Annotated in this window: 25 protein-coding genes; 11 read left to right on the forward strand and 14 right to left on the reverse strand. The window is 71.1% G+C overall.

Features of this window, described 5'->3' with window-relative positions:
• Nucleotides 1-99 precede the first annotated feature (99 nt).
• Nucleotides 100-1,233, reverse strand: coding sequence for a ScyD/ScyE family protein (locus JHE00_RS08060; RefSeq protein ID WP_230423165.1), 1,134 nt, complete (start codon nt 1,231-1,233; stop codon nt 100-102).
• Between the two features lie 303 nt (nt 1,234-1,536).
• Between JHE00_RS08060 and JHE00_RS35535 the strand changes: the two genes are divergently transcribed.
• Nucleotides 1,537-1,659, forward strand: coding sequence for a hypothetical protein (locus JHE00_RS35535; RefSeq protein WP_268958247.1), 123 nt, complete (start codon nt 1,537-1,539; stop codon nt 1,657-1,659).
• Nucleotides 1,660-1,666: 7 nt separating this feature from the next.
• Here JHE00_RS35535 and JHE00_RS08065 read toward each other — a convergent pair whose 3' ends face one another.
• Complete coding sequence (locus JHE00_RS08065; protein ID WP_200316548.1) at nt 1,667-3,244, reverse strand: peptide chain release factor 3; 1,578 nt, start codon at nt 3,242-3,244, stop codon at nt 1,667-1,669.
• Nucleotides 3,245-3,262: 18 nt separating this feature from the next.
• Nucleotides 3,263-3,640 (reverse strand): MerR family transcriptional regulator, encoded by a 378-nt coding sequence (locus JHE00_RS08070; RefSeq protein WP_200318255.1) that lies wholly within the window; start codon nt 3,638-3,640, stop codon nt 3,263-3,265.
• Nucleotides 3,641-3,813: 173 nt separating this feature from the next.
• Here JHE00_RS08070 and JHE00_RS08075 point away from each other — a divergent pair, with 173 nt between their 5' ends.
• On the forward strand, nt 3,814-4,200 hold the full coding sequence (locus JHE00_RS08075) for a hypothetical protein (RefSeq protein WP_200316550.1): 387 nt from the start codon (nt 3,814-3,816) through the stop codon (nt 4,198-4,200).
• Here JHE00_RS08075 and JHE00_RS08080 read toward each other — a convergent pair.
• A complete protein-coding gene (locus JHE00_RS08080) occupies nt 4,157-5,386 on the reverse strand; it encodes a cytochrome P450 (protein ID WP_200316552.1) in 1,230 nt (409 codons plus the stop codon). The two genes, JHE00_RS08075 and JHE00_RS08080, sit on opposite strands and share 44 nt — an antisense overlap.
• A 50-nt stretch (nt 5,387-5,436) precedes the next feature.
• Here JHE00_RS08080 and JHE00_RS08085 point away from each other — a divergent pair, with 50 nt between their 5' ends.
• Nucleotides 5,437-6,039, forward strand: coding sequence for a TetR/AcrR family transcriptional regulator (locus JHE00_RS08085; RefSeq protein WP_200316554.1), 603 nt, complete (start codon nt 5,437-5,439; stop codon nt 6,037-6,039).
• Here JHE00_RS08085 and JHE00_RS08090 read toward each other — a convergent pair.
• Nucleotides 6,020-6,643, reverse strand: coding sequence for a DedA family protein (locus tag JHE00_RS08090; protein ID WP_200316556.1), 624 nt, complete (start codon nt 6,641-6,643; stop codon nt 6,020-6,022). The two genes, JHE00_RS08085 and JHE00_RS08090, sit on opposite strands and share 20 nt — an antisense overlap.
• Nucleotides 6,644-6,752: 109 nt before the next feature.
• Here JHE00_RS08090 and JHE00_RS08095 point away from each other — a divergent pair, with 109 nt between their 5' ends.
• Together JHE00_RS08095 and JHE00_RS08100 are read left to right on the forward strand one after the other, a co-directional pair.
• On the forward strand, nt 6,753-7,565 hold the full coding sequence (locus JHE00_RS08095) for a TIGR02452 family protein (protein ID WP_200316558.1): 813 nt from the start codon (nt 6,753-6,755) through the stop codon (nt 7,563-7,565).
• Nucleotides 7,566-7,613: 48 nt separating this feature from the next.
• Entirely contained in the window at nt 7,614-8,468 is an 855-nt protein-coding gene (locus JHE00_RS08100; protein WP_200316560.1) for an LLM class F420-dependent oxidoreductase, read from the forward strand.
• On the opposite strand, the gene JHE00_RS08105 is transcribed toward JHE00_RS08100, so the two are convergent.
• The 6 genes from JHE00_RS08105 to JHE00_RS08130 are packed head-to-tail and all read right to left on the reverse strand — an operon-like array spanning nt 8,448 to nt 13,920.
• Nucleotides 8,448-9,389 carry a zinc-dependent alcohol dehydrogenase gene (locus tag JHE00_RS08105; protein ID WP_200316562.1) on the reverse strand — a complete coding sequence of 314 codons (942 nt, stop codon included), beginning with the start codon at nt 9,387-9,389 and terminating at the stop codon, nt 8,448-8,450. The genes JHE00_RS08100 and JHE00_RS08105 overlap by 21 nt on opposite strands.
• Nucleotides 9,390-9,405: 16 nt before the next feature.
• On the reverse strand, nt 9,406-10,254 hold the full coding sequence (locus JHE00_RS08110) for a carbohydrate ABC transporter permease (RefSeq protein WP_200316564.1): 849 nt from the start codon (nt 10,252-10,254) through the stop codon (nt 9,406-9,408).
• Entirely contained in the window at nt 10,254-11,198 is a 945-nt protein-coding gene (locus JHE00_RS08115) for a carbohydrate ABC transporter permease (protein WP_200316567.1), read from the reverse strand. The genes JHE00_RS08110 and JHE00_RS08115 overlap by 1 nt, the downstream gene beginning before the upstream one ends.
• A complete protein-coding gene (locus tag JHE00_RS08120) occupies nt 11,188-12,459 on the reverse strand; it encodes an ABC transporter substrate-binding protein (RefSeq protein WP_200316576.1) in 1,272 nt (423 codons plus the stop codon). Before JHE00_RS08120 ends, JHE00_RS08115 begins: the two co-directional genes overlap by 11 nt.
• A 31-nt stretch (nt 12,460-12,490) precedes the next feature.
• Nucleotides 12,491-13,123: a bifunctional 4-hydroxy-2-oxoglutarate aldolase/2-dehydro-3-deoxy-phosphogluconate aldolase gene (locus JHE00_RS08125; protein WP_200316578.1), complete on the reverse strand. Its 633-nt coding sequence runs from the start codon at nt 13,121-13,123 to the stop codon at nt 12,491-12,493.
• A complete protein-coding gene (locus tag JHE00_RS08130) occupies nt 13,120-13,920 on the reverse strand; it encodes an IclR family transcriptional regulator (RefSeq protein ID WP_200316581.1) in 801 nt (266 codons plus the stop codon). Before JHE00_RS08130 ends, JHE00_RS08125 begins: the two co-directional genes overlap by 4 nt.
• A 91-nt stretch (nt 13,921-14,011) precedes the next feature.
• Between JHE00_RS08130 and JHE00_RS08135 the strand changes: the two genes are divergently transcribed.
• The 6 genes from JHE00_RS08135 (at nt 14,012) to JHE00_RS08160 (ending at nt 20,750) form a co-directional block, all read left to right on the forward strand.
• The gene (locus JHE00_RS08135; protein WP_200316583.1) at nt 14,012-15,172 is read left to right on the forward strand and encodes a mandelate racemase/muconate lactonizing enzyme family protein; all 1,161 of its coding nucleotides are present in this window, start codon (nt 14,012-14,014) and stop codon (nt 15,170-15,172) included.
• Between the two features lie 4 nt (nt 15,173-15,176).
• Nucleotides 15,177-16,079: a dihydrodipicolinate synthase family protein gene (locus JHE00_RS08140; protein WP_200316585.1), complete on the forward strand. Its 903-nt coding sequence runs from the start codon at nt 15,177-15,179 to the stop codon at nt 16,077-16,079.
• 13 nt (nt 16,080-16,092) lie between these two features.
• Nucleotides 16,093-17,034: a sugar kinase gene (locus tag JHE00_RS08145; protein WP_200316587.1), complete on the forward strand. Its 942-nt coding sequence runs from the start codon at nt 16,093-16,095 to the stop codon at nt 17,032-17,034.
• Between the two features lie 77 nt (nt 17,035-17,111).
• The gene (locus tag JHE00_RS08150; protein WP_200316589.1) at nt 17,112-18,020 is read left to right on the forward strand and encodes a mechanosensitive ion channel family protein; all 909 of its coding nucleotides are present in this window, start codon (nt 17,112-17,114) and stop codon (nt 18,018-18,020) included.
• A 162-nt stretch (nt 18,021-18,182) separates the two neighbouring features.
• Nucleotides 18,183-19,283: a hypothetical protein gene (locus tag JHE00_RS08155; protein ID WP_200316591.1), complete on the forward strand. Its 1,101-nt coding sequence runs from the start codon at nt 18,183-18,185 to the stop codon at nt 19,281-19,283.
• 69 nt (nt 19,284-19,352) lie between these two features.
• Nucleotides 19,353-20,750, forward strand: coding sequence for an FAD-binding oxidoreductase (locus tag JHE00_RS08160; protein WP_200316593.1), 1,398 nt, complete (start codon nt 19,353-19,355; stop codon nt 20,748-20,750).
• Nucleotides 20,751-20,764: 14 nt separating this feature from the next.
• Here the strand turns inward: JHE00_RS08160 and lexA are convergent, their stop codons facing one another.
• Genes lexA through JHE00_RS08175 form a run of 3 tightly spaced genes read right to left on the reverse strand, consistent with a single transcriptional unit; the run spans nt 20,765 to nt 23,349 of the window.
• On the reverse strand, nt 20,765-21,436 hold the full coding sequence (gene lexA, locus JHE00_RS08165) for a transcriptional repressor LexA (protein WP_372440438.1): 672 nt from the start codon (nt 21,434-21,436) through the stop codon (nt 20,765-20,767).
• 42 nt (nt 21,437-21,478) lie between these two features.
• A complete protein-coding gene (locus JHE00_RS08170; RefSeq protein ID WP_200316597.1) occupies nt 21,479-22,405 on the reverse strand; it encodes a serine hydrolase in 927 nt (308 codons plus the stop codon).
• Nucleotides 22,402-23,349, reverse strand: coding sequence for a LysR family transcriptional regulator (locus JHE00_RS08175; protein ID WP_200316599.1), 948 nt, complete (start codon nt 23,347-23,349; stop codon nt 22,402-22,404). Before JHE00_RS08175 ends, JHE00_RS08170 begins: the two co-directional genes overlap by 4 nt.
• Between the last annotated feature and the right edge of the window lie 43 nt (nt 23,350-23,392).

The raw sequence follows: 23,392 nt of genomic DNA on the forward strand, positions 1-23,392 counted from the left end.
CGGGAAGGCCCGCCGCCGATCCGGGCGATCACCCGACGTCGCGGGGTGGCGACGGGTGGCCGGGCGCCCTTGATCGGCGACGGGCGGGGCAACTCACCGCTAACGCGGCAGCGAGATCTTCTCGATCGTTCCGGTGCCCGCACAGACACCGCAGTTGGAGACGTAGGCCGAGCCGTGTTTCAGCGTGAGCCCGGCCGGCATGTTGAGGCCCTTGGCGAGGACGAGCTTCGGCTTGCCGTGCTTCACACGCAGCAGCGCGCCCTCAGGGTCGCCCGAGAGCAGTCCGTTGCGGGCGATCTCCAGCACGAACAGCCTGCCCGCGCGGTCGAAGTCGATGTCGATGATGTTGGTGAATCCCGTCGCGACGACCTTGGGCGCGTGGCCAGGAACCACGCGGAACACCCGCGCGGCACCGACCTGGAACGGGAACCCGGTCAGCTCGCCCACGTACAGCGCGCCGTCGGGGCCGCGCGTGACCGTCGTCGGCACGGACTGCATCGGGATCTTCGTGCCCGGCGGTAGCCCCAGGCTCGGGGGCGGGGGAACCATGCGCTCGCCGAACGTCGCGACCGTCGAGACCTTGCCGCGATGGGAGACGAACACCAGCGAGTTTCCACCGGAGTCCACAACGTACTGACCGTGCCTGGTGGCCAGCACCGAGTTCGGGTTGCTGTCCTGGAGCCCGCCGTCGGGGTTGGCCCTGGCCTCGAACCCGGCGATGTCGGCGACCTGGCGCCAGGAGTGCCTGCCCTTCTCCTTCAGCAGCCAGCCCAGTGCCTGCCTGCCGAGCTTCGGCAGTTGGTCGCGCACCGCGGGATCCGCGCCGAGACCGACGGTGAAGTAGAGCTTGCCGTTGCGGTCGAACGACACGTCCGAGGGGCCGATCGCGGACCCACCGGACGGCTCTGCCAGCGAGGGCAGGCCGGAGATCACGGAGCGCTGTTTGCCGTGGCGGATCTTGGTGATGGCGCCGCTGGTGCCGTAGCAGACCTGCTCGCCTTCCGGCCCGGTCAGACACGGGCCCGCTCCGCCGCGGCCCGCCTCAGCGACGTAGAGCGAACCGTCGGGGCCGAACGTCAGGCCGCGCGGATTGTCGAGACCGCGGGCGATCGTCGTCGTTTTCGGACCGTCCCGCCAGTGCGCCTGCCCGACGGCGGGCACGGCGACGGTCATGGCCAGTGTGGTCCCCGTGGCCACACTGGCCAGAAGTAATCGGGAACGTCTCAGTCGCATCGTGGGTCCTCCTCTGCGCGAAAGCCCCCTTGTCCGGCTCGGCTGTCGCTCCCCCAGGCGTGAACCGCAGTCACAAAGACGTGGGAGTGAGCGGAGGTGTTACATCGGCGTCAAGTCAGCGGGGGTCGCGACCGGTCTGCCGCGCGCGAGCGTGGTCAGGCCCCCTGCCAGATGTCGGCAGCGTTCGTGCGGCTCGGCGTAGGTCCAGCTGCTCGCGCCATCACCCGAGCTTCGGCCACGGCCCGCGCGGGGTCGACGCCCTCGGAGGCAACACCGGACGGGCTCGCGGCGATATATCCCGGCATGGAGAGCACGACAGCGCCAGAACGCGAGCAGCGAACCGACGAGCGGCCGCCCGCCACCCCGGTGGTGATCGTCGCCCTGGACGACGAGGACGAGCCGACGATCGTGCGCGGCCGCGAGTAGCGGCCGCTCAGCCCTCGGCGACGAGCGGCTCCAGTGCCAGCTCGGGGTTCTGCCTGACCAGGATGCGCATGCTCATCTCGTCCTCGAACAGCGCGAGATCGACGCCATCGCCCCTGGTGAGCACCTCGCTGCGCCTGCCGGAGTCGACGATGGAACGCTGCGCGGGATCGGCCAGTCGGCGCACCGCACTGTAGGGCAACCGGTCGAGCTTCACCGGCGAGGAGAACTCGAACTCCATGCGGTGGGCGGCCACCTCGAACTGCATCGGCCCCACCGCGGCGAACACCGGCGAGGCGTCGCCGCGCAGGTCGGACTTGAGCAACTGCACCACGCCCTCGGCGGCGAGCTGGTCGACGCCCTTGCGGAACTGCTTCGCCCTGCTCAGGTCGGCGGGCCGCGCCACGGCGAAGTGGGCGGGCGCGAAGCTCGGCAGCCCGGGGTAGCGCACCGGCGGCTTGCCCGAGTAGAGCGTGTCACCGACCCGCAGCGCCGAGGCGTTGACCAGGCCGATCACGTCACCCGGGAAAGCCGTGTCCACAGTGGAACGCTGTTGGCCGAACACCTGCTGCACGTACTTGGTGGCGAACGGTCGTTTGGTGGTGGCGTTGGTGACCACCATGCCGCGCTCGAACTCGCCGGAGCACACCCTGGCGAACGCCACCTGGTCGCGGTGCGCGGGGTCCATACCGGTCTGCACCTTGAACACGAACGCCGAGAACTCCGAGTCCAGCGGCCTCGGCTCGCCCTCGGCGTCGATGCGGGGATCGGGCCGGGGCGCCAGTTCCACCAGCAGGTCGAGCAGGTGCCGGACGCCGAAGTTCAGCACCGCGGCGCCGAAGAGCACCGGGGTGGCCGTGGCGTCGAAGAAGCGCTGCGCCTCGAACTCGCCGCCAGAGGCCGCGATCAGCTCCAGCTCCTCGCCCGCGCGCACCCAGTCCTCGCCCTCCTCGGCCAGTGCCGTGGCGGGGTCGAGCCTGGTCTCCGGCGCGGCCTTTGCCCCGCCGTCGGTGCGCTGGTAGCGGATGAAGCCGCCGTCGGTGGAATCGAGCACGCCGCGGAAGTGCCCCGCCGCGCCGACGGGCCAGGTCAGCGGCATGGGCTGCAGGCCGATGCGCTCCACCAGCTCGTCACACAGTGCCAGCGCCTCCTGGCCGGGCCGGTCCCACTTGTTGATGAAGGTGATCACCGGGATGCCGCGGTGCCGACAGACGTCGAAGAGCTTGAGCGTCTGCGGCTCGAGGCCCTTGGCCGCGTCCAGCAGCATCACCGCGGAGTCGACGGCCGAGAGCACGCGGTAGGTGTCCTCGGAGAAGTCGGCGTGGCCGGGGGTGTCGAGCAGGTTGATCACGGCGTCGCCGTAGGAGAACTGCAGCGCGGCGGAGGTGATCGAGATGCCGCGGGCCTTCTCCATCTCCATCCAGTCCGACACCACGCCCTGGCGGCCGCCCTTGCCGTGCACGGACCCGGCCTCGTTGATCACCTTGGCGTGCAGGGCGAGCGCCTCGGTGAGGGTGGACTTGCCCGCGTCGGGGTGGCTGATCACCGCGAACGATCGCCTGCGGCCGGCCTCGCTGAGAATGGACATCGCCCGCCGACATTACTCTCACGTCACGGTCGAACCGACGTCGAGGCGTCTGCGCAGGGCCGCGGCGAATTCCTCGGCCGTGGCGAGTTCGGTACGCAGCTCGCGGCAGCGCCGCTCGGCGGCCTCACCGAACTGCCGCAGCCGCTCGCGCTGGGTCTCGGTCAACGGCGCCGTGGAGTCGGGGTGGAGCAGTTCGAGCAGCTCGCGCATCTCGTCGAGCTGGAAGCCCAGCGGCTTCATGCGCTTGATCTGCTCCAACCGCGCCACGTCGGACTCGGCGTAGAGGCGGAAGCCGCCCTGGCTGCGCGCCGACGGCGTGACCAGCCCGACTTCCTCGTAGTAGCGGAGCGTGCGCATCGACAGTCCCGTGCGGGCGGCGGCCTCGCCGATCCGCATGTGCTCGCCCACGTGCCGACCTCGCTTCCGCCCATCGCTTGATCCTCAAACGGTACAGGCTCGGATGCGGAGCGTGTGCGGCAAAGGCATCGTCTAAAATGGACGTGTTCTCACGTCGCGAGATGCTTGGATTACGGCTACCTTTCCTTAACGTTAGGGTAAGATTCCCGACCGTGACTCCCGAACGTTTCGCATCGGTGGAGGCCTACAACGCCGCCAATCCGGACTGCCCGATGCCCACCGAGCCGAGCAGGCGCAACTGCCTGCGCGGATACCACGCGGCGATGCGCGGTGTGGCCGACGACGTGGCGGGCACGGAAGCCACGCTGACCATCGACTTCCTTCCCGGTGGCGCACCGGGTCCCGACGAACCGGACCGAACCGGCACCGTGGTGGCGACGCGCTGGGGCGACGGCCCGGTGCTGGTACTCGCCGACGACACACCCCTGCGGGAGGCATGGAAGGCGATCACCAGGCAGTGGCCGACCCGGCTCTCGGAGGTGCAGGGCGTGCTCGCTAGCGCACCGACACCGGTAGCGTCTCGGGGCCACGCAGGTTGATCCTGCCGTTCCACGTCACCTCGCCGTCCAGGGCGAGTTCGGGAAAACGGCTCACCAACCGGTCGAACACCACGTGGCCCTCCAACCGGGCGAGTGACGCGCCGAGGCAGTGGTGCACACCCGCGCCGAACGACACGTGGTGGCGCGCGCCCTCCCGGTCCACACGAAGGCTGTCCGCGTCCGGTCCCCAGCGTCGTTCGTCGCGGTTCGCCGAGGCGAGCACCGCCATCACGAAGGCGCCCTTGGGGATCTCGACGCCACCGATCGTCGTGGGCTCCAGCGTGATCCGCCTGCTCTGCTGCACCGGGCTGTCGTAGCGCAACAACTCCTCGACCGCGTTCGGCACGAGCGCGCGATCGTTCACCAGCGCGGCGTACTGGTCCCGCTCCCGCAGCAACGCGAGTGTGCCGCCCGCGAGCAGGTTCACGGTGGTCTCGTGGCCCGCGATGTAGAGCAGCAGCACCTGGGCGACGAGCTCGTCGTCGCTGAGCACGTCGCCGTCCTCCTCCGCGTTGACCAGCGCGGTGAACAGGTCGTCGGCCGGGTTCTTCCGTTTCCACGCCACCATGTCGGCGACGAGTCCGGTCAGTTCGTCGTTGGCCTCGTCGATGGCGCGCAGCAGCTCCGGGTCCACCACGGGTTCCAGCGAGCGGACCACGAGCCCGCTCAGTTCCCGCACGCGCAGCTGGTCGGTCGGCGGTGTGCCGAGCATCTCGGCGATCACAGCGAACGGCAGCGGGAAAGCCAGCGAGGGCACCAGATCCACGGCGCCCTGCCGCTCGATGTCATCGAGCATCCCGTCGACGAGCTGTTCGATCCTCGGCCTCAGCGCCTCCACCGACCGTGGCGTGAACGCCTTGGACACGAGCTTGCGCAGTCGCGTGTGATCGGGCGGGTCACGGTCCAACATGGACAGACCCTCGACGAGGGAGGCCGAGTCGCCGGCGGCCTGCTGCAGTTCGCTCAGCGGTCCGGGCGTGATGTTGCGGTCCTCCACCGAGGCACCCGAGCGCAGCAGCGCCGAGACGTGCTCGTAGCGGGAGACGACCCAGAACCCGAGCGGGTGCTCGTGGACCGGCGCCTGGTCCCGCAGCAGCGCGTATTGCGGATACGGGTTCTCGGCGAAGCCCTCGGCGAACGGGTTGAACAACGGAACGTCTTCGGCCGGCAGCGTGCTCTCGGACATGCGTGCTCCCTGTCGGTCACATACTCTGTGTATGTCGCTAGACTCAGCGTATGCCGCCTGTCAAGAGCCGCCGGGAGATGTACTCGGACGCGACCCGTGCCGCCCTGCTGGAACAGGCGACCGCGCTGTTCGCCGAACGCGGGTACACCGGAACGTCGCTGGCGGACGTCGCCACCGCGACGCAGGTGACCCGCGGCGCGGTGTACCACCACTTCGCCAGCAAGCTCGCACTGTTCGAGGCCGTGATCGACGCGCAGGAGTCGCGCGCGATGGAGGACGTCGGCGCCGCGGCGGCCGGGATCGACGACCCGCTGGAGGCCGCGATGACGGCGCTCGGCGTGTTCCTCGACCACTGCTGCGAGCCCGTCTACGGACGACTGTGCTGGCAGGAGGCGCCGACCGCGCTGGGCTTCGCCCGCTGGCACGACTACGAACAGGACTACGCGCTCGCACTGGTCAAGGGCTTCGTGGAGCTGCTCATGCGGGCGGGCCACCTCCCACACACGGCGCCGGAGAGCACCACGCGGTACTTCTTCTGGATGCTCGGCGGCGCCGGGCTCGCGCTCTCGGGAACCGCGCCGGAGGACAAGCAGCGGGTGCGCGACGAGTGGTTCGACCTGATCCGCAAGTCGATCAGCGGGATGCGGCCCTGACGCGCCTGCGCTTCACCAGCACAACCGTCACGATGGCCACCGCGATCGCGCCGAGTAGTACCCAGCTGCCCGCACCGACGATGCTCTCGACCTTCCTGGCCGCCTCGCCGGCCGCGGCGCCGATTCCGATGTGGAGCGCGCACCACGCGGCTGCGCCGACCGACACGGCGGGCAGGAACGTGCGGTACGCCATCCCCGAGGCACCCGCGGCCGCGGGCAGGAGCGTGCGCAGCACCGGCAGGAAGATCGCGATCAGCACCGCGCCGGATCCGCGTCTGCGCAACAGATCCGTGGCCTTGTCCCAGCCCTCGGCGCCGTGCTTGCGCACCAGCTTGGTCTGCCGCAGCCTCGGCCCGTACCGCTTGCCCAGCGCGTAGCCGACGGAGTCGCCAGCCACCGCGCAGACCGTGGTGACCAGCCACATGATCAGGAACTTCGCCGGAGTGCTCGCCGTGGTGCCCAGGATGAACAGGCCGGTCTCGCCCGGCGTGATGAAGCCCAGCCCGAGAGTGCACTCGCCGAACACGAGCAGCCCCGCACCCAGGGTCACGCCGGCGGGAGGAAGGCTCTGCAGCCAGTCGAGCAGATCGGTCACCAATGCCATGTGCCCAGCGTGCCGACGCGACGAGAGGTGAACAGCTGTCGATCGGCAGCGGTGACCCTGTCGAAAGTAAACCGCCCACAGCGGTGACCGGATTGGCTAGAGTCGCCCGGTGGACCGGACTCAGCTCGCGGCGATCGCCGAGCAGACCGACCGGATCGTGGCCTCGGGCCGCTACACCAGTGCCTCTGGCTCGACCGTGGACATCAGCCCCGCCGTGTTCGAGTCCGTGCGCGGCACCCGGCTCTACCTGCCGGAACAGACCACCGCGCCACCTCAGCCGGAACCCGATGTGGCCGCCAAGATCGAGGTCGTGGAGTGCTCCACGCTCGCGGCCGCCCGGCAACTCGTCGACGACGGCCGCGACGAGCCCGCATGCCTGAACTTCGCCTCGGCCCGCAAGCCCGGCGGCGGCTACCGCACGGGAGCCCGCGCGCAGGAGGAGAGCCTGGCCAGGGCCTCGGGCCTGGTCGCCTGTCTCGAGGCGGCTCCCGGCTACTACTCCCACCACCGCGCGCATCGCGACGCGCTCTACACCGACCGGATCATCTACTCCCCCGGCGTTCCCGTGTTCCGCGACGACGAACACGCGCTGCTCGCCCAGCCCTACCAGGTCGCGTTCCTCACCTCGGCCGCTCCCAACGCCTCGGCGGCGAACGAGGACCAGCTCGAGCTCATCCCGGCCGCTCTGCGACAGCGCGCGGCGAAGGTGCTCACGGTCGCCCACCACAACGGTCATTCGCGGCTGGTGCTCGGCGCGTGGGGCTGCGGCGTGTTCGGCAACGACCCGAGGCTGGTGGCCACGACGTTCGCCGAACTGCTCGCCGGACCCTTCGCCGGGTGCTTCTCGCACGTGGTGTTCGCGGTGCTCGACCACCCCGGACGGCAGCCGCTCTCGGCGTTCCGGGACACGTTCGCGGGCTGACAAGATGAACTAGAACGTGTTCTAATGCTGGCGACGAGAGGAGCCAGCGTGCGATACGGCGTCGTGTTGTTCACCAGCGACCGCGGCATCACCCCCGCCTCGGCCGCGCGGGCGGCGGAGGCCGCGGGGTTCGACTCCTTCTACGTGCCCGAACACACCCACATCCCCGTGAAACGCGAGGCGGCGCACCCCACGACGGGCGACGCGAGCCTGCCCGACGACCGCTACCTGCGCACGCTCGACCCGTGGGTGGCGCTGTCCACGGCGGCGTCGGTGACCAGCAGGATCACGCTGGCGACCGCGGTCGCACTGCCGGTGGAACACGATCCCATCACCCTGGCGAAGTCCATCGCCTCGCTCGACCATCTCTCCGGCGGCCGCGTGGTGCTGGGTGCGGGCTTCGGCTGGAACGTCGACGAGCTGAGCGACCACGGAGTGCCCGCGGGCAAGCGCCGCACGATGCTGCGCGAGTACCTCGATGCCATGCGGGCGCTGTGGGAGCACGACGAGGCGAGCTACGACGGCGACTTCGTGCGCTTCGGACCGAGCTGGGCATGGCCGAAACCGGCTCAGGGAGCGGGCGTCCCCGTGCTGATCGGCGCGGGCGGCACCGAGCGGACGTTCACGTGGATCGCGCGCTGCGCCGACGGCTGGATCACCACACCGCTGGAGACCGACCTCGGCGACAAGATCGACCTGCTGCGCAAGGCCTGGCGCGACGCCGACCGTGCCGGAGAGCCGCAGGTCGTCGCGCTGGCGGGCAAGCCGGACAACGAGCAGCTGGAGACCTGGCGTTCGCTCGGGGTCACGGAGGTGGTGTTCGGGCTGCCGGATCGCGCCGAGGACGAGGTCGCCGGCTACATCGCCAAGCTCGGCGGCAAACTAGGCCGCGGGAGCGGCTAGGTCGAGCACGACCTTGAGCCGGCCCGGCCCCGGCTCGGAGGCGAGCGCGAACGCCTCGTCGACATCGGTGACCACGTGGGTCACCAGCCGGTGCGCGAGCGCGGGCTCGCGCACCAGGTCGTCGAGCGCGCGGACCAGCACCCTCCTGCGGTCGAGCGTCAGCCCGCCGATCAGGCGGAGGTTGCGCCGGACCACGGCGTTCAGGTCCACCGGATACGGCCCCGCGCACGGGATCCCGAAGCAGTACACCGCGCCCTGGTCGGCAACGGCGGTGATCGCGTCGGCCAGGGTGTCGCGCTGGTGACCGACGGCCTCGATCACCACGTCGGGCCGCGGACCGGACAGCTCGCGTGCCCACTCCGCGCTGCCCGTCACCACCACGTCGTCGAGCCCGAACGCCGCGGCGTGCGCGGTGCGGTCCACGGGATCGACGCCGGTGACGTGCGCGCCGCGCTGCCGCAGGACCCACGCGAACAGCAGCCCGATCGGCCCGAGGCCCACCACCGCGGCACGCTTGCCGCGCACGTCACCGAGCTGGTCGACGGCGTAGTGCACGCACGCGAGAGGCTGCGCGACGACGGTCGCGGCCCCGAGCGTCAGGCTCGGCGGCACGGCGCAGAGCCCGTCTCCGGCGGAGATCACCAGCTCGGCCAGCCCGTCCGAGGAAGAGGCCCAGCCGACCACGTGGGTACCGACCGGAAGCCCCGCATCGCGGGATTCGGTGACCTCGCCGGTGATCTCGTGCAGCGGGAACCCGTGCGGCGGAGTGGCGCCGGCCAGCCTGCCACCGGCGCGGAAGTACGGCAGGTCGCTGCCGCAGATGCCGCCGTGGCGCGGGGCGACGAGCACCTCGCCCTCGCACAGCTCCCGGGGCTCGGGCACGTCGACGTGCTCGAGCGTGCCGGGCGCGCTCAGCCGCACCGCCCACATCGCGGCGTCAGCCCTTGACCGAGCCCGAGGCCATTCCCTTGACCAGGAACGGCTCCAGGAACACGAAGAGGATCAACATCGGCACCATCGACATGATGCCCGCTGCCATCAATCCGCTCCAGTCCACGCTGAACTCGCCGATGAACGAGGCGATGCCGACGGTGATGGTCCAGTCGCTCGGGTTGGGCATCAGCGTGCGGGCGAACAGGAAGTCACCCCACGCGAGGATGCAGGCGTAGGTGAACGTGGTCGCCAGGCCGGGGCGCAGCAGCGGCACGATCACCTGCCACAACGTGCGGAGCCTGCCGCAGCCGTCGATCATCGCGGCTTCCTCGATCTCCGAGGGAATCCCGTCGACGAAGCCCTTCATCAGCCACGTCGTGAACGGCACGGTGGCCGCGACGTTCACGAGGATCACCGACCACAAGTTGTTGATCATCCCGGCCGAGGCGAAGATGACGAACACGGGAATGATCAGCAGCGTTCCCGGCAGCATGCGGCTGAACAGCAACGTGAAGCCCATCGCCTGCTGTGCCTTGGTGCGAAAACGCGAGAGGCTGTAGCCGCCGAGCGTGCTGATCACGATGGAGATCAGCGCCGTTCCCAGCGTCACCAGCGTCGAGTTCCATAGCCACAGCCCGATCGGCCTGCTCTCCAGCACCTCGCCGTAGGCATCGAAGCTCGCCGAGTCGGCGGGCGGCACGAGCGGTGGCGACGACGTCAGCAGCTCCCTCGACGGCACCACCGAGGTCATGACCATCCAGTAGACCGGGAAGAGCAGCACCGTCAGCACCGCGATGCTGATCGCCAGCAGGCCCCACTGCTGGGGCGTGCGCTTGCGCGTGAGCGTGCTCATCAGTTCATCCCCTCTCGCACCGAGCGGCCCGCGGCGAGCAGGAGCGCACCGGCGATGACCATCGTGACGACGCCGATCGCGGCCGAGGCGCCGAAGGTGAAGTACTCGAACGCCTCGTTGTAGATCCGCACGGCCAGCGTGGTCGTCGCGTCGTCGGGACCACCGCCCGTCAACGGGAAGATGAAGTCGAACTCGCGGAACACGCCGACGCCGGTGATCACGATCGCCAGCGCGGACGGGGCGCGCAGCGCGGGCCAGGTGACGTAGCGGAACTGCTGCCAGGGACCGGCGCCGTCGATGCGCGCCGCCTCGTACTGGTCACTGGGGATCGCCTGCAGCGCGGCCACGAGCACGAGCGTGAAGAACGGGTAGAACTTCCACACCGTCGGGATGATCACCGCGGTCATCGCGGTGTCGGCGTTGGCCAGCCAGGCGACGTTCGCGTCGATCAGGCCCACCGAGCGCAGCAGGTAGTTGATCACGCCGAACGAGCCGTCGAGCATCCAGCTGAACGCCGCGGCCACAGCGACGCCGGGCACCGCCCACGGCAGCAGCGCGAGCGGGCGCACGATGCGCTTGCCCGGAAACGTCTTGTTCAGCAGCAGCGCGAGCCCGAGACCGATCGCGAACGCGGGCACCACGACGCCGACGGTGTAGACGATCGAGCGCCAGATGTCGCCGAGCAGCTTCGGGTCGGTGATCACGTCGACGTAGTTGCCGAGCGTCAGCGGGTACTGGCCGAGGTTCTGCAGGTCGGCGATCTCGCCGCCACGAAAGCTCAGGTTGATCGCGATGTAGATCGGGTAGGCCATGAGCAGCCCGACCGCGGCCAGCGTCGGCGTGAGCATGCCGTAGGCGAAGAGCCGGTCGCGCTGGGCGCGCGTGCGCCTGCGCTTCGGCGGGCCCTGCGTCCGCACGTCGGTGAGTCCCACGTCAGTCGTCATCGCCGACTCCTTCGAGGTCACGCTGCAGGGACTGCGCCACCCGCTCGACGGGCTGGTCGGTGGCGAGCAGCCGGATGGCGGCCGAGGCCACGGCGTCGCCGACGCGACCGTAGTTGCGCCGCAGCTGGGGCGACTCGGGGAAGATGTCCACGGCCTCGTCGGCCAGGCGCGCGAAGAGCTCCAGCTCGGGCGTCTCGCTCAGCGCCTGCTCGGTCACCGAGCCCTCGCGCGGCGCGGGCACTCCGGTGAGCTGCGTGTAGCGCTCCTGCCACCGCGGCTGCGAGGCCAGCTCCACGAACTCCCACACCGCGTCGGCCACCTCGGGTTCCGAGCCCGCCGCGAGGTGCAGGCTGTTGCTGACCCCTCCGGGGACCACCTCGAACGGCGGCGCGGTGACCTTGAGGTGCTCGCGCACCTCGGGCGCAGCCGAATCCACTTCGGACAGCAGGAACGGCCCGTCGATGAGCATCGCGATCTGGCCGTTGAGGAAAAGCTCGTTGCGCTGCTGCGACTGGATTCCCGCCGGCGCGGTGGCCAGCACCTGGCGGTACTGCTCCAGCGCCGTGCGGGCGTCCGCACTCTCGGCGGTGATGCGGCCGTCCGGCTCCGACCACGACCCGCCGTTGCCGACCAGGAACGACGTCAGCTCGGTGTAGTTGTCCGGGTTCTGCACGGTCGTGGCGCCGAAGCCGAACGAGTCGCCCTGCTGCTCCGACACCGCCCGCGCGGCCGTGAGCAGCTGCTCCGGCGTCTCTGGCACCGGCACGCCCGCATCGGCCAGCAGCTGCTCGTTGTAGAACAGCGCGTAGCCGTAGCCGAGCAGCAGCAGGCCGTAGTAGCGGCCGTCCCACTTCATCTGCTCCTGCAGCGGGGTCCACTCCTCGAGCACGTCGGTGCCCGCGAGGCGGTCGTCGATCGGCGCGAGCCAGCCGCGCGCGGCGAATTCGACGGCGTTGCTGGAGGGCAGGTGCACGATGTCCGGCGGATCGCCCGCCGCGAACCGGGTGGTCTGCTGCGCGACGAAGCTGTCGAAGGGAACCTGGTAGAAGTCGATCTCGACGTCTGGGTGTTCGTCCTCGTAGGCGTCGATCAGCTCGTGCCAGAACGGCGAGAACGACTCGTCGTCGGCCTGCCAGGACGGGAACTCCAGCACGAGCTTGCCGTCCTCGGTGGACGGACCGCACGCGGAGGCGGCGGCGAGCAGCACGGCGGTGGCCGCCGTTGCCAGCACCCGCCTGGATTTGCGGTGCAAGGCGATCATGTTCACTCCGTTGTGGACTTCCCCGGCCGCGTCAGCGCGGCCAGGAGCGCGCGAACCGTTCGGCTCGCGCGGTGAGCTCCGCCCAGTCCTGCCTGGCGACGAGCTCGGCCGAGACCAGCGCCGATCCGGCGGCCACCGCGTGCGCGCCCGCCGCGGCCCACGTGGCCACGTCGTCGGCACCGATGCCGCCGGTCGGGATGATCCGGAGGTCGGGCATGGGCGCGAGCAGCTCGCGCAGGTAACCGGGTCCGACGGCGGACGCCGGGAAGAGCTTCAGGTAGTCGGCGCCGGCCTGCGCCGCGGAGTCGAGCTCCGTCGGTGTCAGCCCGCCGCACATCACGGGCACGCCCTCGGCCCGCGCGGCGTCGAGCACCGCGGGCCGGAACGTCGGCGTGACCAGGAACCGTGCGCCCGCGGCGATGGCCTCGCGCGCATCGGCCTCGGTGCGCACGGACCCGGCCCCGATCACGCCCGGCCCCTGCTCGCGGTCGCGCAGCGCGCGGATGGCGTCGGCTGCGCCGCGCGTGGTGAGCGTGACCTCGACGGCGTGGACACCACCCCGCCACAGCGCCTCGGCCGCTGCCACAGCACCGCTCGCGTCGGGCAGCCGGATGATCCCGACCACCGGGGTCGAGTCCAGCGCCGCGGCGACGACGTCGGTCATCGGCCCGTTCCCGCGCTCACCGGGTGACTCGGGCCGATGTAGCCGAGACCGATGCTGATCGAGTCGGCCACCTCGATGGCCTTGCGGCCCAGTTCCTCCTCGCGGTTGGGCAGGTCGATCGCCGAGAGTGGACCGGAGATCGAGATCGCCGCCGTCACCGAGCCCGTGCCGTCGAGCACCGGCGCGGACACGCACGCGCGTCCGAGCGCGAGCTCCTCGCGCTCCACGGAGTAGCCACGCTCGGCGACCTGCGTCAGCTCGGCATCGAGCTGGTCGTGCGTGATGAGCGTGTGCTGGGTGTAGCGCGGCAGCTCCGGCAGCAGCTCGCGGCGCTGCTCCGGGGTGAGCCCGAGCAGCAGGCACTTGCCGATCCCGGTGGCGTGCAACGGGTTGCGCTGGCCCAGCAGGCTGTAGGACTTGGGCGCGAGGTTTCCCTCGAAGTTGCACAGGTAGAACAGCGACGCCCCGCGCCGCACGGCGACGTTGGCGCCGAGGCCGAGTGAGCACGCGAGGCTCTGCGCGTGGTGGCGCGCCTCGCGGTGCACCGGGTGCTGGTTCACGGCGGCGCCCGCCAGCGAGATCACCGCGGGGCCGAGCCGGTACAGCGAGCTGATCTCGTCGCGCTCCACGTACTCGAGCTGTTCGAGCGTCGCGAGCAGCCGGGAGGCCGTCGACTGGCCGACACCCGCGCGCTGCGCGACGTCGGAGACCCGCAGGTCGCCACGGCCGTCGAGGAAGGTGGCCAGCACGGCCGCCGCCTTCTCGACGCTCTGGTTCATCCCCTGATCGGCTGCCATGCCACCCTTCCTCGGTTTGTTGCATTGCCTGTGCAGTATGTGGAAGTCTTAACCACATGATGCATGGAGTCAACCAGATAGAGCATCTCGTATGAGAATCAGCGCGGTAGAGACGTTCGTTCTGAAGCTTCCGGCCGAGGAGGCCTACCTCGGGCGCCTCGCCGATGGCAGCGCTCCCGAGGCCGGATACCGCGTGCGGGAGCCGTGGCGCAGCCTCTACTCCGACCGCTACGAGACCCTGCTCGTGCGCCTCACCGCCGAGGACGGCACCACCGGCTGGGGCGAGGCGCTCGCGCCCGTCGCGCCCGAGGTGCCGGCCGCGGTGGTGGACCTGCTGCTCGCGCCCGTGCTCATCGGGTCCGACGCGCGAGCGCCGCGGCCCGCGTGGTCACGGCTGCGCGACCTCATGCGCGAACGCGGGCACCTGGTCGGGCACCAGGCCGACGCGCTCGCCGCCGTGGACATCGCGCTGTGGGACCTCGCGGGCAGGCTCGCCGGCCGCCCGGTCGCCGAACTGCTCGGCGGCGCGTTCCGCACGCGCGTGCCCACCTACGTCTCCGGCCTGCCCCGCCCCGACGACGCGGGCAGGGCCGAACTCGCTCGCGAGTGGGCCGATCGCGGCGCCACGGCGGTGAAGCTCCACCTCGGCCACGGCGTCGAGGCCGACCTCGCGACCATCGACGCGATCCGCGAGTCCGCCCCCGAGCTGCGCGTCGCCGTGGACGCGCACTGGGCGTACCCGATCGACCAGGCCCTGCGCCTGGCCGACGGACTCGCGCGGCGCGGCGGCTGGTTCCTCGAGGCGCCGCTGGCTCCCGAGGACGTCGCCGCCCACGCCGAGCTCGTCGCCCGCGCCACCATCCCGGTCGCCGTGGGCGAGTCCCTGCGCAACCGGTTCGAGTTCGCCCAGTGGGCCGGCGCCCGCGCGCTGCGGATCGCGCAGCCCGACGTCGCCCGCACCGGCATCACCGAGGCGATGGCCATCGCCGAGGTCTGCGCCGCCCAGCACGTGCCCGTCGCGCCCCACCACTCGGTGGGCCTTGGCGTGGCGGTCGCGGCGGGACTCCACGTCAGCGCTGCCGTGGAGGACCTGCCCGCCTTCGAGTACCAGCCCACCTCACTGCGGGTCGGCGAGCGGATCCTCGCCCGTCAGCTCGCGGTGGAACCGTCCGCCATGTCCCTGCCCGCCGGTCCGGGCCTCGGCGTCGAGGTCGACGCCGAGGCCGTGGCCGCGCTCGCCAAGGAGTCCTGAACAGATGCCCCACACCGTGCACGGTCTCGTGCCGATTCTCGCCACCCCGTTCGACCAGGACGGCTCGCTCGACCTCGCCGGACTCGCCAGGCTCACCGAGTTCCAGCTCGCCTCGGGCGTGGACGGGGTCGCCACGTTCGGCATGGCCAGCGAGGGCTTCGCGCTCACCGGCGCGGAGCGGGAGCGGATCCTCAGCACCATCACCGATGTGGTGGCGGGCGCGGTACCCGTCGTGGCCGGCGTGAACGGAACCTCCACGGTGACCGCGCTGGAGCAGGCCCGCGCCGCCGAGGACCTGGGCGCGCAGGCACTGATGGTGCTGCCGCCGTTCATGGTCAAGCCCAGTGCGGCACAGCTCGTGGAGTTCTACGGCGAACTGGCGGCGGCCACCTCGGCCGAGATCATGGTGCAGGACGCGCCGGGAGCCACCGGGGTCGCGATGCCGCCCGCGCTCGTCGCGCAGCTGTGCGAGCCGGAGCGGGTCACGTCGGTGAAGGTCGAGTCGCCGCCGACGGCGCCGAAGGTCGCGGCCGTGGTGGACGCGCTGCCGGAGGACGTCGCGGTGCTCGGCGGCCAGAACGCGCAGTTCGTGCTGGAGGAGTACGCGCGGGGTGCCGTCGGCACGATGCCGGCGTGCGAGTTCCCCGACCTGCTCGCGCCGATCCTCGCCGACTTCGTGGCAGGCAAGCGGGAGCAGGCGCGCGCGGCCTTCGCGAGGCTGCTGCCGCTGGTCCTCTTCGGACTCCAGTCCGGCATCGCGTGGGCGGTGCACAAGGAGGTGCTCGTGCGGCGCGGCCTCATCGAGCACGCCACCGTGCGGCTGCCCGCAGCTCCGCTGGACCAGGCGGGCAAGCAGAGCCTGCACACGATCCTGGACGAGCTGCCGCTGCTCGCGAAGGCGGGCTGAGTTGCACTCCGGCGTGGACCTCGTCGGAATCGGCGAGCCGATGGTGCTCGTCCAGCCACCGGCTGGCGAGACGCTGTCGGCCGCGGCGTCCTTCGAGGTCCACGTGGCGGGAGCCGAGCTGAACGCGTGCGCGGCGGCGGCCGTGCTCGGCAGCTCCACGGTGCTGTGCACGCGGCTCGGTGCCGACCCGTTCGCGGCCAGGGTCCGGGACGCGGCCGACGCGCTCGGCGTCGCGCTCGACGCGGAGTCCGACCCCGACCGGCCCACGGGCCTGTTCGCCAAGGACGCGTTGCCCGACGGACGACGGCGGGTGCACTACTACCGCGCGGGCTCGGCGGCCTCGGCGCTCGACGTCGCCGACGGAGTTCGCGCGCTGCGGCACCGGCCGAGAGCCGTGCTGGTCTCCGGGCTCACCGCCGCGCTCGGCCCCGGCCCGCAACGGCTGGTCACCCACGTCGCGACCCACGCCGCCGAGCACGGCAGCTCGGTGGTGGTGGACGTGAACCTGCGGCCCGCGCTCGATCCGCGGGGCAGCGCCGTGCCCACGCTGCGCGCGATCCTGCCGCACACCGACGTCTTGCTGGTCGGCACCGACGAGGCCGAGCCGCTGTTCGGCACGACGGATCCGGCGGAGATCGTGCGCCGGTCCGGTGTGCGCGAGGTCGTGGTCAAGGCCGGCCCAGAGGGCTGCTGGTGGAGTACCGACGGCGGCGAGCCGAGGCACCAGCCGAGCCTCGCGACGAGCGTGGTCGACCCGGTCGGCGCTGGCGACGCGTTCGCGGGCGGGTACCTCGCGGCGAGGCTCGCCGGCGCGAGCGGGGGCGCGGCGGCACGACTCGGCTCCCGGCTCGCGGCCGACGTACTCGCCCGAACGGGGGACACCGCAGGACTGCCCGACCGCGCACGGGCAGCGGAACTGCTGGTCGAGACCTTGCGCGAGGACGCTGTGTCCTAACTCGCGTTCCCCGCCCGCTTCGCCCTCCCGGCTCGTGGGTAGCCGCGCCGCTAGGCACGTGTCCACGGGAAGGGAGAATGGTGGGCAACTGGTTCAGCGAGAACTCGAACGCACTCATCTCCGGTGCGATCAACATCGCGATCGTCATCCTGGTCGCAGTGGTCCTGCGCGCCGTGGTGGGCAGGGTGATCGGCCAGCTGGCCAAGCGCATGGTCAGCTCGCGCGAACGACTGCACAAGACCAAGATGGCGACGCGGATCGTCAAGAGCGCCGAACCCGCCCGCAGGGAACGGCAACGGCAACGCGCCGAGACCATCGCGTCGGTGCTCAAGAGCGTGGCGACGTTCGTGATCTTCGGGATCGCGTTCGTGACCATCCTCGGCCAGGTCGGCATCAACATCGGCCCGATCCTCGCGAGCGCGGGCGTGCTGGGCCTCGCGATCGGCTTCGGCGCGCAGAGCCTGGTGCAGGACTTCCTCTCCGGCCTGTTCATGATGATGGAGGACCAGTACGGCGTCGGCGACGTGATCGACGTCGGCGACGCCGTGGGCACCGTCGAGGCAGTGACGTTGCGCATCACCAAGATCCGCGACCTCAACGGCGGACTGTGGCACGTGCGCAACGGCGAGATCATGCGCGTCTGCAACATGAACCAGGACTGGGCCAACGCCGTGGTGGAGCTCCCGCTCGACTACTCCGTGGACCTGGAGCAGGCGAAGGAAGCCATCCAGGCCAGCATCGACTCCTTCGCCGACGACCCGCAGCACGCGGCGCAGATCCTGGAGCGCCCCTCGATCAACGGCGTCGTCGGCATCGGCAACGGCGCGGTCACCGTCCGGGTGCTCGTCACGACGCAGCCCGGTGAGCAGTGGGCGCTGGGCAGGGAACTGCGGGCGCACTTGAAGGCGGCCATGGACGGCGCGGGCATCAAGGTCGCCTACCCCGTGCTGCCCGTGACCGGCGCGGGAGCCACCCAGTCCGGCTGACCACAGACCGTGAAAAGCACCCGCGCACACACGCATGGAGGCACCCACACGCGTCGCAGAGTGCTCGTCACGGCAGCCCGAGTGGGGCCGAACGTAGGAGGTTCGTCCGCATCCGGTTGAGCACCGATGACACCGAAGCCCGAGGTCACGCACGGTTGAGCGATGTCCTTGGGGGAGCTTGCGGGGCGGCTGCTGATCCAGTGCACGACCGCGCAGGCCAGCGCCGCCGCGCGGGTCGCCCGTGCCCACAGCACGGGTCTGGTCGTCACCGGCGGGGACGCGCTGACCGTGGCACGGCAGCTGAAGAACTCCGGTTTCCGCGGTCCGCTGCTGTGTGACGCCAACCGGTACTCGGGCACGAAGCGGGTGGTCGCTGGCAGGGGTGTGAACCTCGCGTGGTGCCGCGAGCAACAGGCACTCGGCCTGGTCGCGCTCACCGACTCCGGTTACCTCGGGTGCCAGAACTGGCCAGGGTTGTGGTCGATCCTCAGCGCGGTGCGCAACCAGCGACCGCCGGTGATCGCCTTGCTGCCGCTCGCGGCCGCCTGGTTCAGGCGGCCCACGATCCGGGCCGCGCTCATCCGGCAGATCAACGAGCACGGCGTGCCGGTGGCGCTGGCGATCGAGCACGCGGCGGACCCGTTCGGCGTCCAGTACGTGATCGAGGGGTTCCTCGACCTGCTCAGCACCGCGCGAGTTCCCGTACTGCTACTGCGATCGGACATCGCCGCGCTGGCCGCGCTGTGCCACGGCGCGTACGCCGCCGCCATCGGCACCACCAGCACACTGCGCCACATCTACCCGATCACCGACGGTCCCGTTCCCAGGCCGCAGCCGTCCGCTTTCGTCACTCCCCTGCTCGGGCACCACCGGTTGAGCACCATCGCCGACGTCGTGCGCGAGACACCGGATCTGGCCCAGCACTGGGACTGCGACTGCGACGAGTGCGCGGGCCACAGCCTCGACCGGCTCGCGGCGGGGCAATCCGCGTGGCAGCACTCGCTGTACGCGCAACTGCGGCTGTCCGCCCAGCTCCTGCGCACCCCGACCGATGAGGGACGGCGCAGCTCCTGGCACGAACACTGCAGCCACGCGCTCAACGTGCACGAGGAGATCCGGGGCCAGTTCCCCCGCTGGCGTGTGCCGAAGCGTCTGGAGAACTGGCTCACCGTCACCGACGACCCGCTGCTCGGCGGCAGGAACGTCCCGCTTCAGGTGCCGCGGCAACAGCGCCGCGTCATCCACCCTGAACAAAGGGGCTGAGCCGCGCTGTAACCGCCCACAGCACCCGCGCGACTTTCCCGTGACGGTTCGCGTTGCGAGGTGATGGCCATGACGCAGACGGTGGGCGGCGGAGTAGCGGGGCTGCAGGCTCTGCTCAGCGGGACCGTGCTCGGCCCCGAACACGCCGAGTACGACCAGGCCAGGCGGGTGTGGAACGCCGACATCGACAGGAGACCGGCGATGATCGCCCGCTGCGTCTCGGCGGACGACGTCGCGGCCGCAGTCACCTTCGCCCGCGCGCAGGACCTCGAGATCGCGGTCCGCGGGGGCGCGCACAGCAGCTCCGGCGCCTCGGCCGTCGACGACGGCCTGGTGATCGACACGAGCGCGCTCAACGACGTCACCGTCGACACCAGGACCAAGCGCGTGCGGGTCGGTGGCGGCGCACTGCTCGGCGACGTCGACGCCGTCACCCAGCAACACGGGCTCGCCGTGCCCTCCGGGATCGTGAGCCACACCGGCGTCGCCGGGCTCACCCTCGGCGGCGGCATGGGCTGGCTCACCCCGAGGGCCGGGCTGACCATCGACCATCTCGTCTCGGCGGAGATCGTCACGGCCGACGGCCGCATCCGGCGCGTCTCCGACGACGAGTACCCGGACCTGTTCTGGGCGATCCGGGGCGGTGGCGGCAACTTCGGAATCGTCACCGAGTTCGAGTTCGCACTGCACGAGGCCGGGCCCATCGTGCACGTCGGGATGCTCTTCTGGGACCTCGAACTGGGCCGGGACGTGTTGCGGCTGGCGCGCGAGCTGATCGCGGAGGGCTCGCGCGACGTCAACATCGTGGTGGCCGGGCTCAACGCGCCACCGGAGCCGTTCGTGCCGCCCGAGCACCACTTCACGCCCGGCTACGCGTTCCTCGTCGTCGGCTTCAGCGGCGAAGCCGAGCACGCCGACGTCATGGAGCGCGCCCGCCGGGCCGTGCCACCGCTGTTCGAGTTCGCCGACGCGATGCCGTACACGGGACTGCAGTCGATGCTCGACGAGGGCAACGGGTGGGGCGTGTTCTGCTACGAGAAGTCCGCCTACCTCGACGGCCTCACCGACGACGTGATCGACGTGGTCACCGACTTCGTGCCGCAGAAGACCTCACCGCAGTCGGCGGTGCTGTTCTACCGGCTCGACGGCGCGTACTCCGAGGTCGCCGAGGACGCCACGGCCTTCGGCGGCGACCGGCGGCCCCGGCTGGCGGTGTTCTGCAACGCCATCACCGGCACGGCCGAACAACTGCCAGCCGAACGCGAATGGGCCCGCAGGTTCCTGACGTCGCTGGGTCCGCACACCGCCAACCTCGGCGGCTACCTCAACGCGATGAGCGACCTGCGGCACGACAGCGTGCTGGCCACCTACGGCCAGGAGAAGTACGACCGGCTGAGCCGCGTCAAGCACAAGTACGACCCCGACAACGTCTTCCACCGCAACGTCAACATCACCCCGCAGGCCTGAACCCGCGACGCGGGTCAGACGCTGCGCAGCACCGAGACGACCGAGCCGAGCACCACGGCCTCGTCGCCGTCGATCACCTCGTAGGCCGGGTTGCGCGGCTCGAGGTAGACGTGACCGCCTCGGCGCCGGAACACCTTCACCGTGGCCTCGCCGTCGATCATCGCGGCCACGATCTGTCCGGAGTGGGCCTCGGACTGCTGCTTGACCACCACGATGTCGCCGTCGCAGATGGCCGCGTCGATCATCGAGTCACCGCGCACGCGCAGGCCGAAGACGTTGCCGCGCCCGGTGAGCTCGCGCGGCAGTGTCAGCATGTCGTCCAGGTGCTCCTCGGCCGCGATGGGCGTACCGGCCGCGATGTCGCCGACCACGGGCACGCTCACCGAGTCCCCCGGCACCGCGCGCTGCGCCGGGTCGCGCAGGAACGCGCGGACGTCGATCGGGCGCGACACGGTCTCGCTGCGCTTGAGGAATCCCTTGTCCTCCAGGCTCGCGAGGTGCTTCGACACCGAGGACGTGGACCGCAGGCCCACGGCCTCGCCGATCTGGCGCGTGCTCGGCGAGTACCCGTACCGGACCACCCAGTCCCGGATCGCGGCTAGGATCCGCTGCTGCCGCAACGGCAGGGCAGAGGCGTCGAGGTGCTCGAACACGTCAAGATCGTCGAAGGAACTCACCTGCGGCATCGTAGAGAAGGCCACCGACAATCCGGGCACCGGCACGCCTGGTCAGCGGCGCAATGCCTCGAAAGCGGACCGCGCCGCGGCGCCGATGGCGAGGTCGATGTCGTGGGCGATCCCGGCCCTGCGGTGCGATCGGGTCAGCGCCGCGATCGCCACGCGGTCGCCGGATTCCGCTGTCACCACACCGATTTCATGGCGAAGGTGCAGGAACGTGCCCGTCTTGCCGCTGACCCGCACGGTATCGGCGCGCAGATCGCTCGACAGGCGCTGGTTGAACACCTGCAGCGCCATCACGCGGCGCAACTCGGCCGTAGCCTCGGGCGCGGAGATCCGGTCGAGCCAGACCCGCTGCAGCAGTGCGACGAGCGCGGCCGCGCTGCCGACGTTGGCGTAGGCGGGGTTGAGTGTCTCGATCGAGTGCTGGCCCGCGGCGTCGTCGCGGATCGCCAGCTCCAGAGCGAGTCCGAAGTCGTCTCCGGCCACGCCGGCCGCGCACTCGTACATGCGCTGCATCCGGTGCCGCATGCGGATTCCCGCGCAGCCCTGCTCGCGCAGCCACCGGTCGACGGCATCGACGCCGACGAGCTCGAACAGCGCGTCGGCGCTGGCGTTGTCGCTCACGGTCAGCGCCTGGTGGATCAGGTCGCCGACCGCCAGGGTCGTGGGATGCCGGAACGCGGAGACGCCGGTCGGCCCGACGCTCTTGGCCGAGGGGTTGATGGTCACCGGTCGCGCCGCGTCGAGCGCCCCTGCCGCGACCCGGTCCAGCACCATGAGCGCGAGCGGAACCTTGGCGACCGACGCGAGCGGCACCGCGGCGTCGACGTCGAACCCGAGCTCCTCTCCGGTGTCGACGTTGCGGGCGAGGAAGTGACCTGCCGCGCCGACCTGCTGCCAGTGCCCGGCGATCCACTCGGCCACGCCGAGTCCCTCCGCCGTGCTCGGGACATAGGTGAGCTGGTCGGGCCTCATCCTCGGGTCGCCAACCGGAAGCGCGGGTCGGGTGTCTCGGCTGCCTGCGCCGCCGACGCACGATCGTCGGCACCGAGCGCGTCGGCGAGCAGCGGTTCCAGCCAGTCGCGCACGGCCGCGGCGTGTTCGCCGCCCAGCCGCGCGGAGGAGGCGAGCTCGTAGCCGCGGTGCAACGAGACCTCCGCCAGCGGCGACCACGCGAGCCCGTGCCGGCGCGCGAACGGCTCGGCGCACACCAGCACCGCGTGGCCCGCAAGCGTTTCCGCCACCGCGGTGGCGGTGGAGGCGGCACGGCGCACGCGGCTCTCCGCCAGTCCCGCGCGAGCGACGGCCTTGGCGAAGCGCTCCGCCGCGAAGCCGATCCCGTCCTCGGCGGTGACCAGCAGGTCGGGCGTCTGCCCTGCGACGCCCCGCCGTGGCCGCAGGCTCTCCAGGTGCACCGGCCGACCAGCATCGAACCCGGCCGAGGCCAGTCCCAGCGGCACGTGGTGCGTCGCCGTCTCGGGCGGCACACGCACCAGCGCGAACGCGAGCGACCCGGCAGCCAGTCCCACCTCGCGTTCCTCGGCGGCCAGCTCCCGCACGCCGATCGGCACGCCGTGCTGCGCGCCCGCCCGGATCACGCGGGCGAGCGCGGCCGGGTCGCCGTCGGGCGGTACGCCGAGGGTGTGCGCCGCCGTGGCCCGCGCGTCCCTGGCGACCTGGCGCAGGTGCTCGACGCGGCCGAGCACGTCCCTGGCGTGCGGGAGCAGCAGCATCCCCAGCTCGGTGCTGGTGATCTGGCGGCGCGAGCGGTCGAAGAGCTCGCCGCCGAGGTGCTGTTCGAGAACCTTGATCCGCCTGCTCAGCACCGGCTGCGCGACGTAGAGCACGTCGGCGGCCCTGGAGAAGCTGCGTTGCTCGGCCACGGCGACGTAGGCCTCCAGGTGTGCGAGCAGGTCCATTCCCAACACATATCAAAATGCGATAGGTCTGTCGCGGATAGCT

Origin of the sequence: Prauserella cavernicola (genome assembly GCF_016595675.1) — a bacterium.
GTDB lineage: Bacteria > Actinomycetota > Actinomycetes > Mycobacteriales > Pseudonocardiaceae > Prauserella_A > Prauserella_A cavernicola.

Excerpts from the sequence above, each read along its gene's own strand:
- JHE00_RS08060 (WP_230423165.1), bottom strand. The coding sequence starts at position 1,233 with ATGCGACTGAGACGTTCCCGATTACTTCTGGCCAGTGTGGCCACGGGG.
- JHE00_RS35535 (WP_268958247.1), top strand. The coding sequence starts at position 1,537 with ATGGAGAGCACGACAGCGCCAGAACGCGAGCAGCGAACCGACGAGCGG.
- JHE00_RS08065 (WP_200316548.1), bottom strand. The coding sequence starts at position 3,244 with ATGTCCATTCTCAGCGAGGCCGGCCGCAGGCGATCGTTCGCGGTGATC.
- JHE00_RS08070 (WP_200318255.1), bottom strand. The coding sequence starts at position 3,640 with ATGCGGATCGGCGAGGCCGCCGCCCGCACGGGACTGTCGATGCGCACG.
- JHE00_RS08080 (WP_200316552.1), bottom strand. The coding sequence starts at position 5,386 with ATGTCCGAGAGCACGCTGCCGGCCGAAGACGTTCCGTTGTTCAACCCG.
- JHE00_RS08085 (WP_200316554.1), top strand. The coding sequence starts at position 5,437 with ATGCCGCCTGTCAAGAGCCGCCGGGAGATGTACTCGGACGCGACCCGT.
- JHE00_RS08090 (WP_200316556.1), bottom strand. The coding sequence starts at position 6,643 with ATGGCATTGGTGACCGATCTGCTCGACTGGCTGCAGAGCCTTCCTCCC.
- JHE00_RS08110 (WP_200316564.1), bottom strand. The coding sequence starts at position 10,254 with ATGAGCACGCTCACGCGCAAGCGCACGCCCCAGCAGTGGGGCCTGCTG.
- JHE00_RS08115 (WP_200316567.1), bottom strand. The coding sequence starts at position 11,198 with ATGACGACTGACGTGGGACTCACCGACGTGCGGACGCAGGGCCCGCCG.
- JHE00_RS08120 (WP_200316576.1), bottom strand. The coding sequence starts at position 12,459 with ATGATCGCCTTGCACCGCAAATCCAGGCGGGTGCTGGCAACGGCGGCC.
- JHE00_RS08125 (WP_200316578.1), bottom strand. The coding sequence starts at position 13,123 with ATGACCGACGTCGTCGCCGCGGCGCTGGACTCGACCCCGGTGGTCGGG.
- JHE00_RS08130 (WP_200316581.1), bottom strand. The coding sequence starts at position 13,920 with ATGGCAGCCGATCAGGGGATGAACCAGAGCGTCGAGAAGGCGGCGGCC.
- JHE00_RS08135 (WP_200316583.1), top strand. The coding sequence starts at position 14,012 with ATGAGAATCAGCGCGGTAGAGACGTTCGTTCTGAAGCTTCCGGCCGAG.
- JHE00_RS08140 (WP_200316585.1), top strand. The coding sequence starts at position 15,177 with ATGCCCCACACCGTGCACGGTCTCGTGCCGATTCTCGCCACCCCGTTC.
- JHE00_RS08150 (WP_200316589.1), top strand. The coding sequence starts at position 17,112 with ATGGTGGGCAACTGGTTCAGCGAGAACTCGAACGCACTCATCTCCGGT.
- JHE00_RS08155 (WP_200316591.1), top strand. The coding sequence starts at position 18,183 with ATGTCCTTGGGGGAGCTTGCGGGGCGGCTGCTGATCCAGTGCACGACC.
- JHE00_RS08160 (WP_200316593.1), top strand. The coding sequence starts at position 19,353 with ATGACGCAGACGGTGGGCGGCGGAGTAGCGGGGCTGCAGGCTCTGCTC.
- lexA (WP_372440438.1), bottom strand. The coding sequence starts at position 21,436 with ATGCCGCAGGTGAGTTCCTTCGACGATCTTGACGTGTTCGAGCACCTC.
- JHE00_RS08170 (WP_200316597.1), bottom strand. The coding sequence starts at position 22,405 with ATGAGGCCCGACCAGCTCACCTATGTCCCGAGCACGGCGGAGGGACTC.
- JHE00_RS08175 (WP_200316599.1), bottom strand. The coding sequence starts at position 23,349 with ATGGACCTGCTCGCACACCTGGAGGCCTACGTCGCCGTGGCCGAGCAA.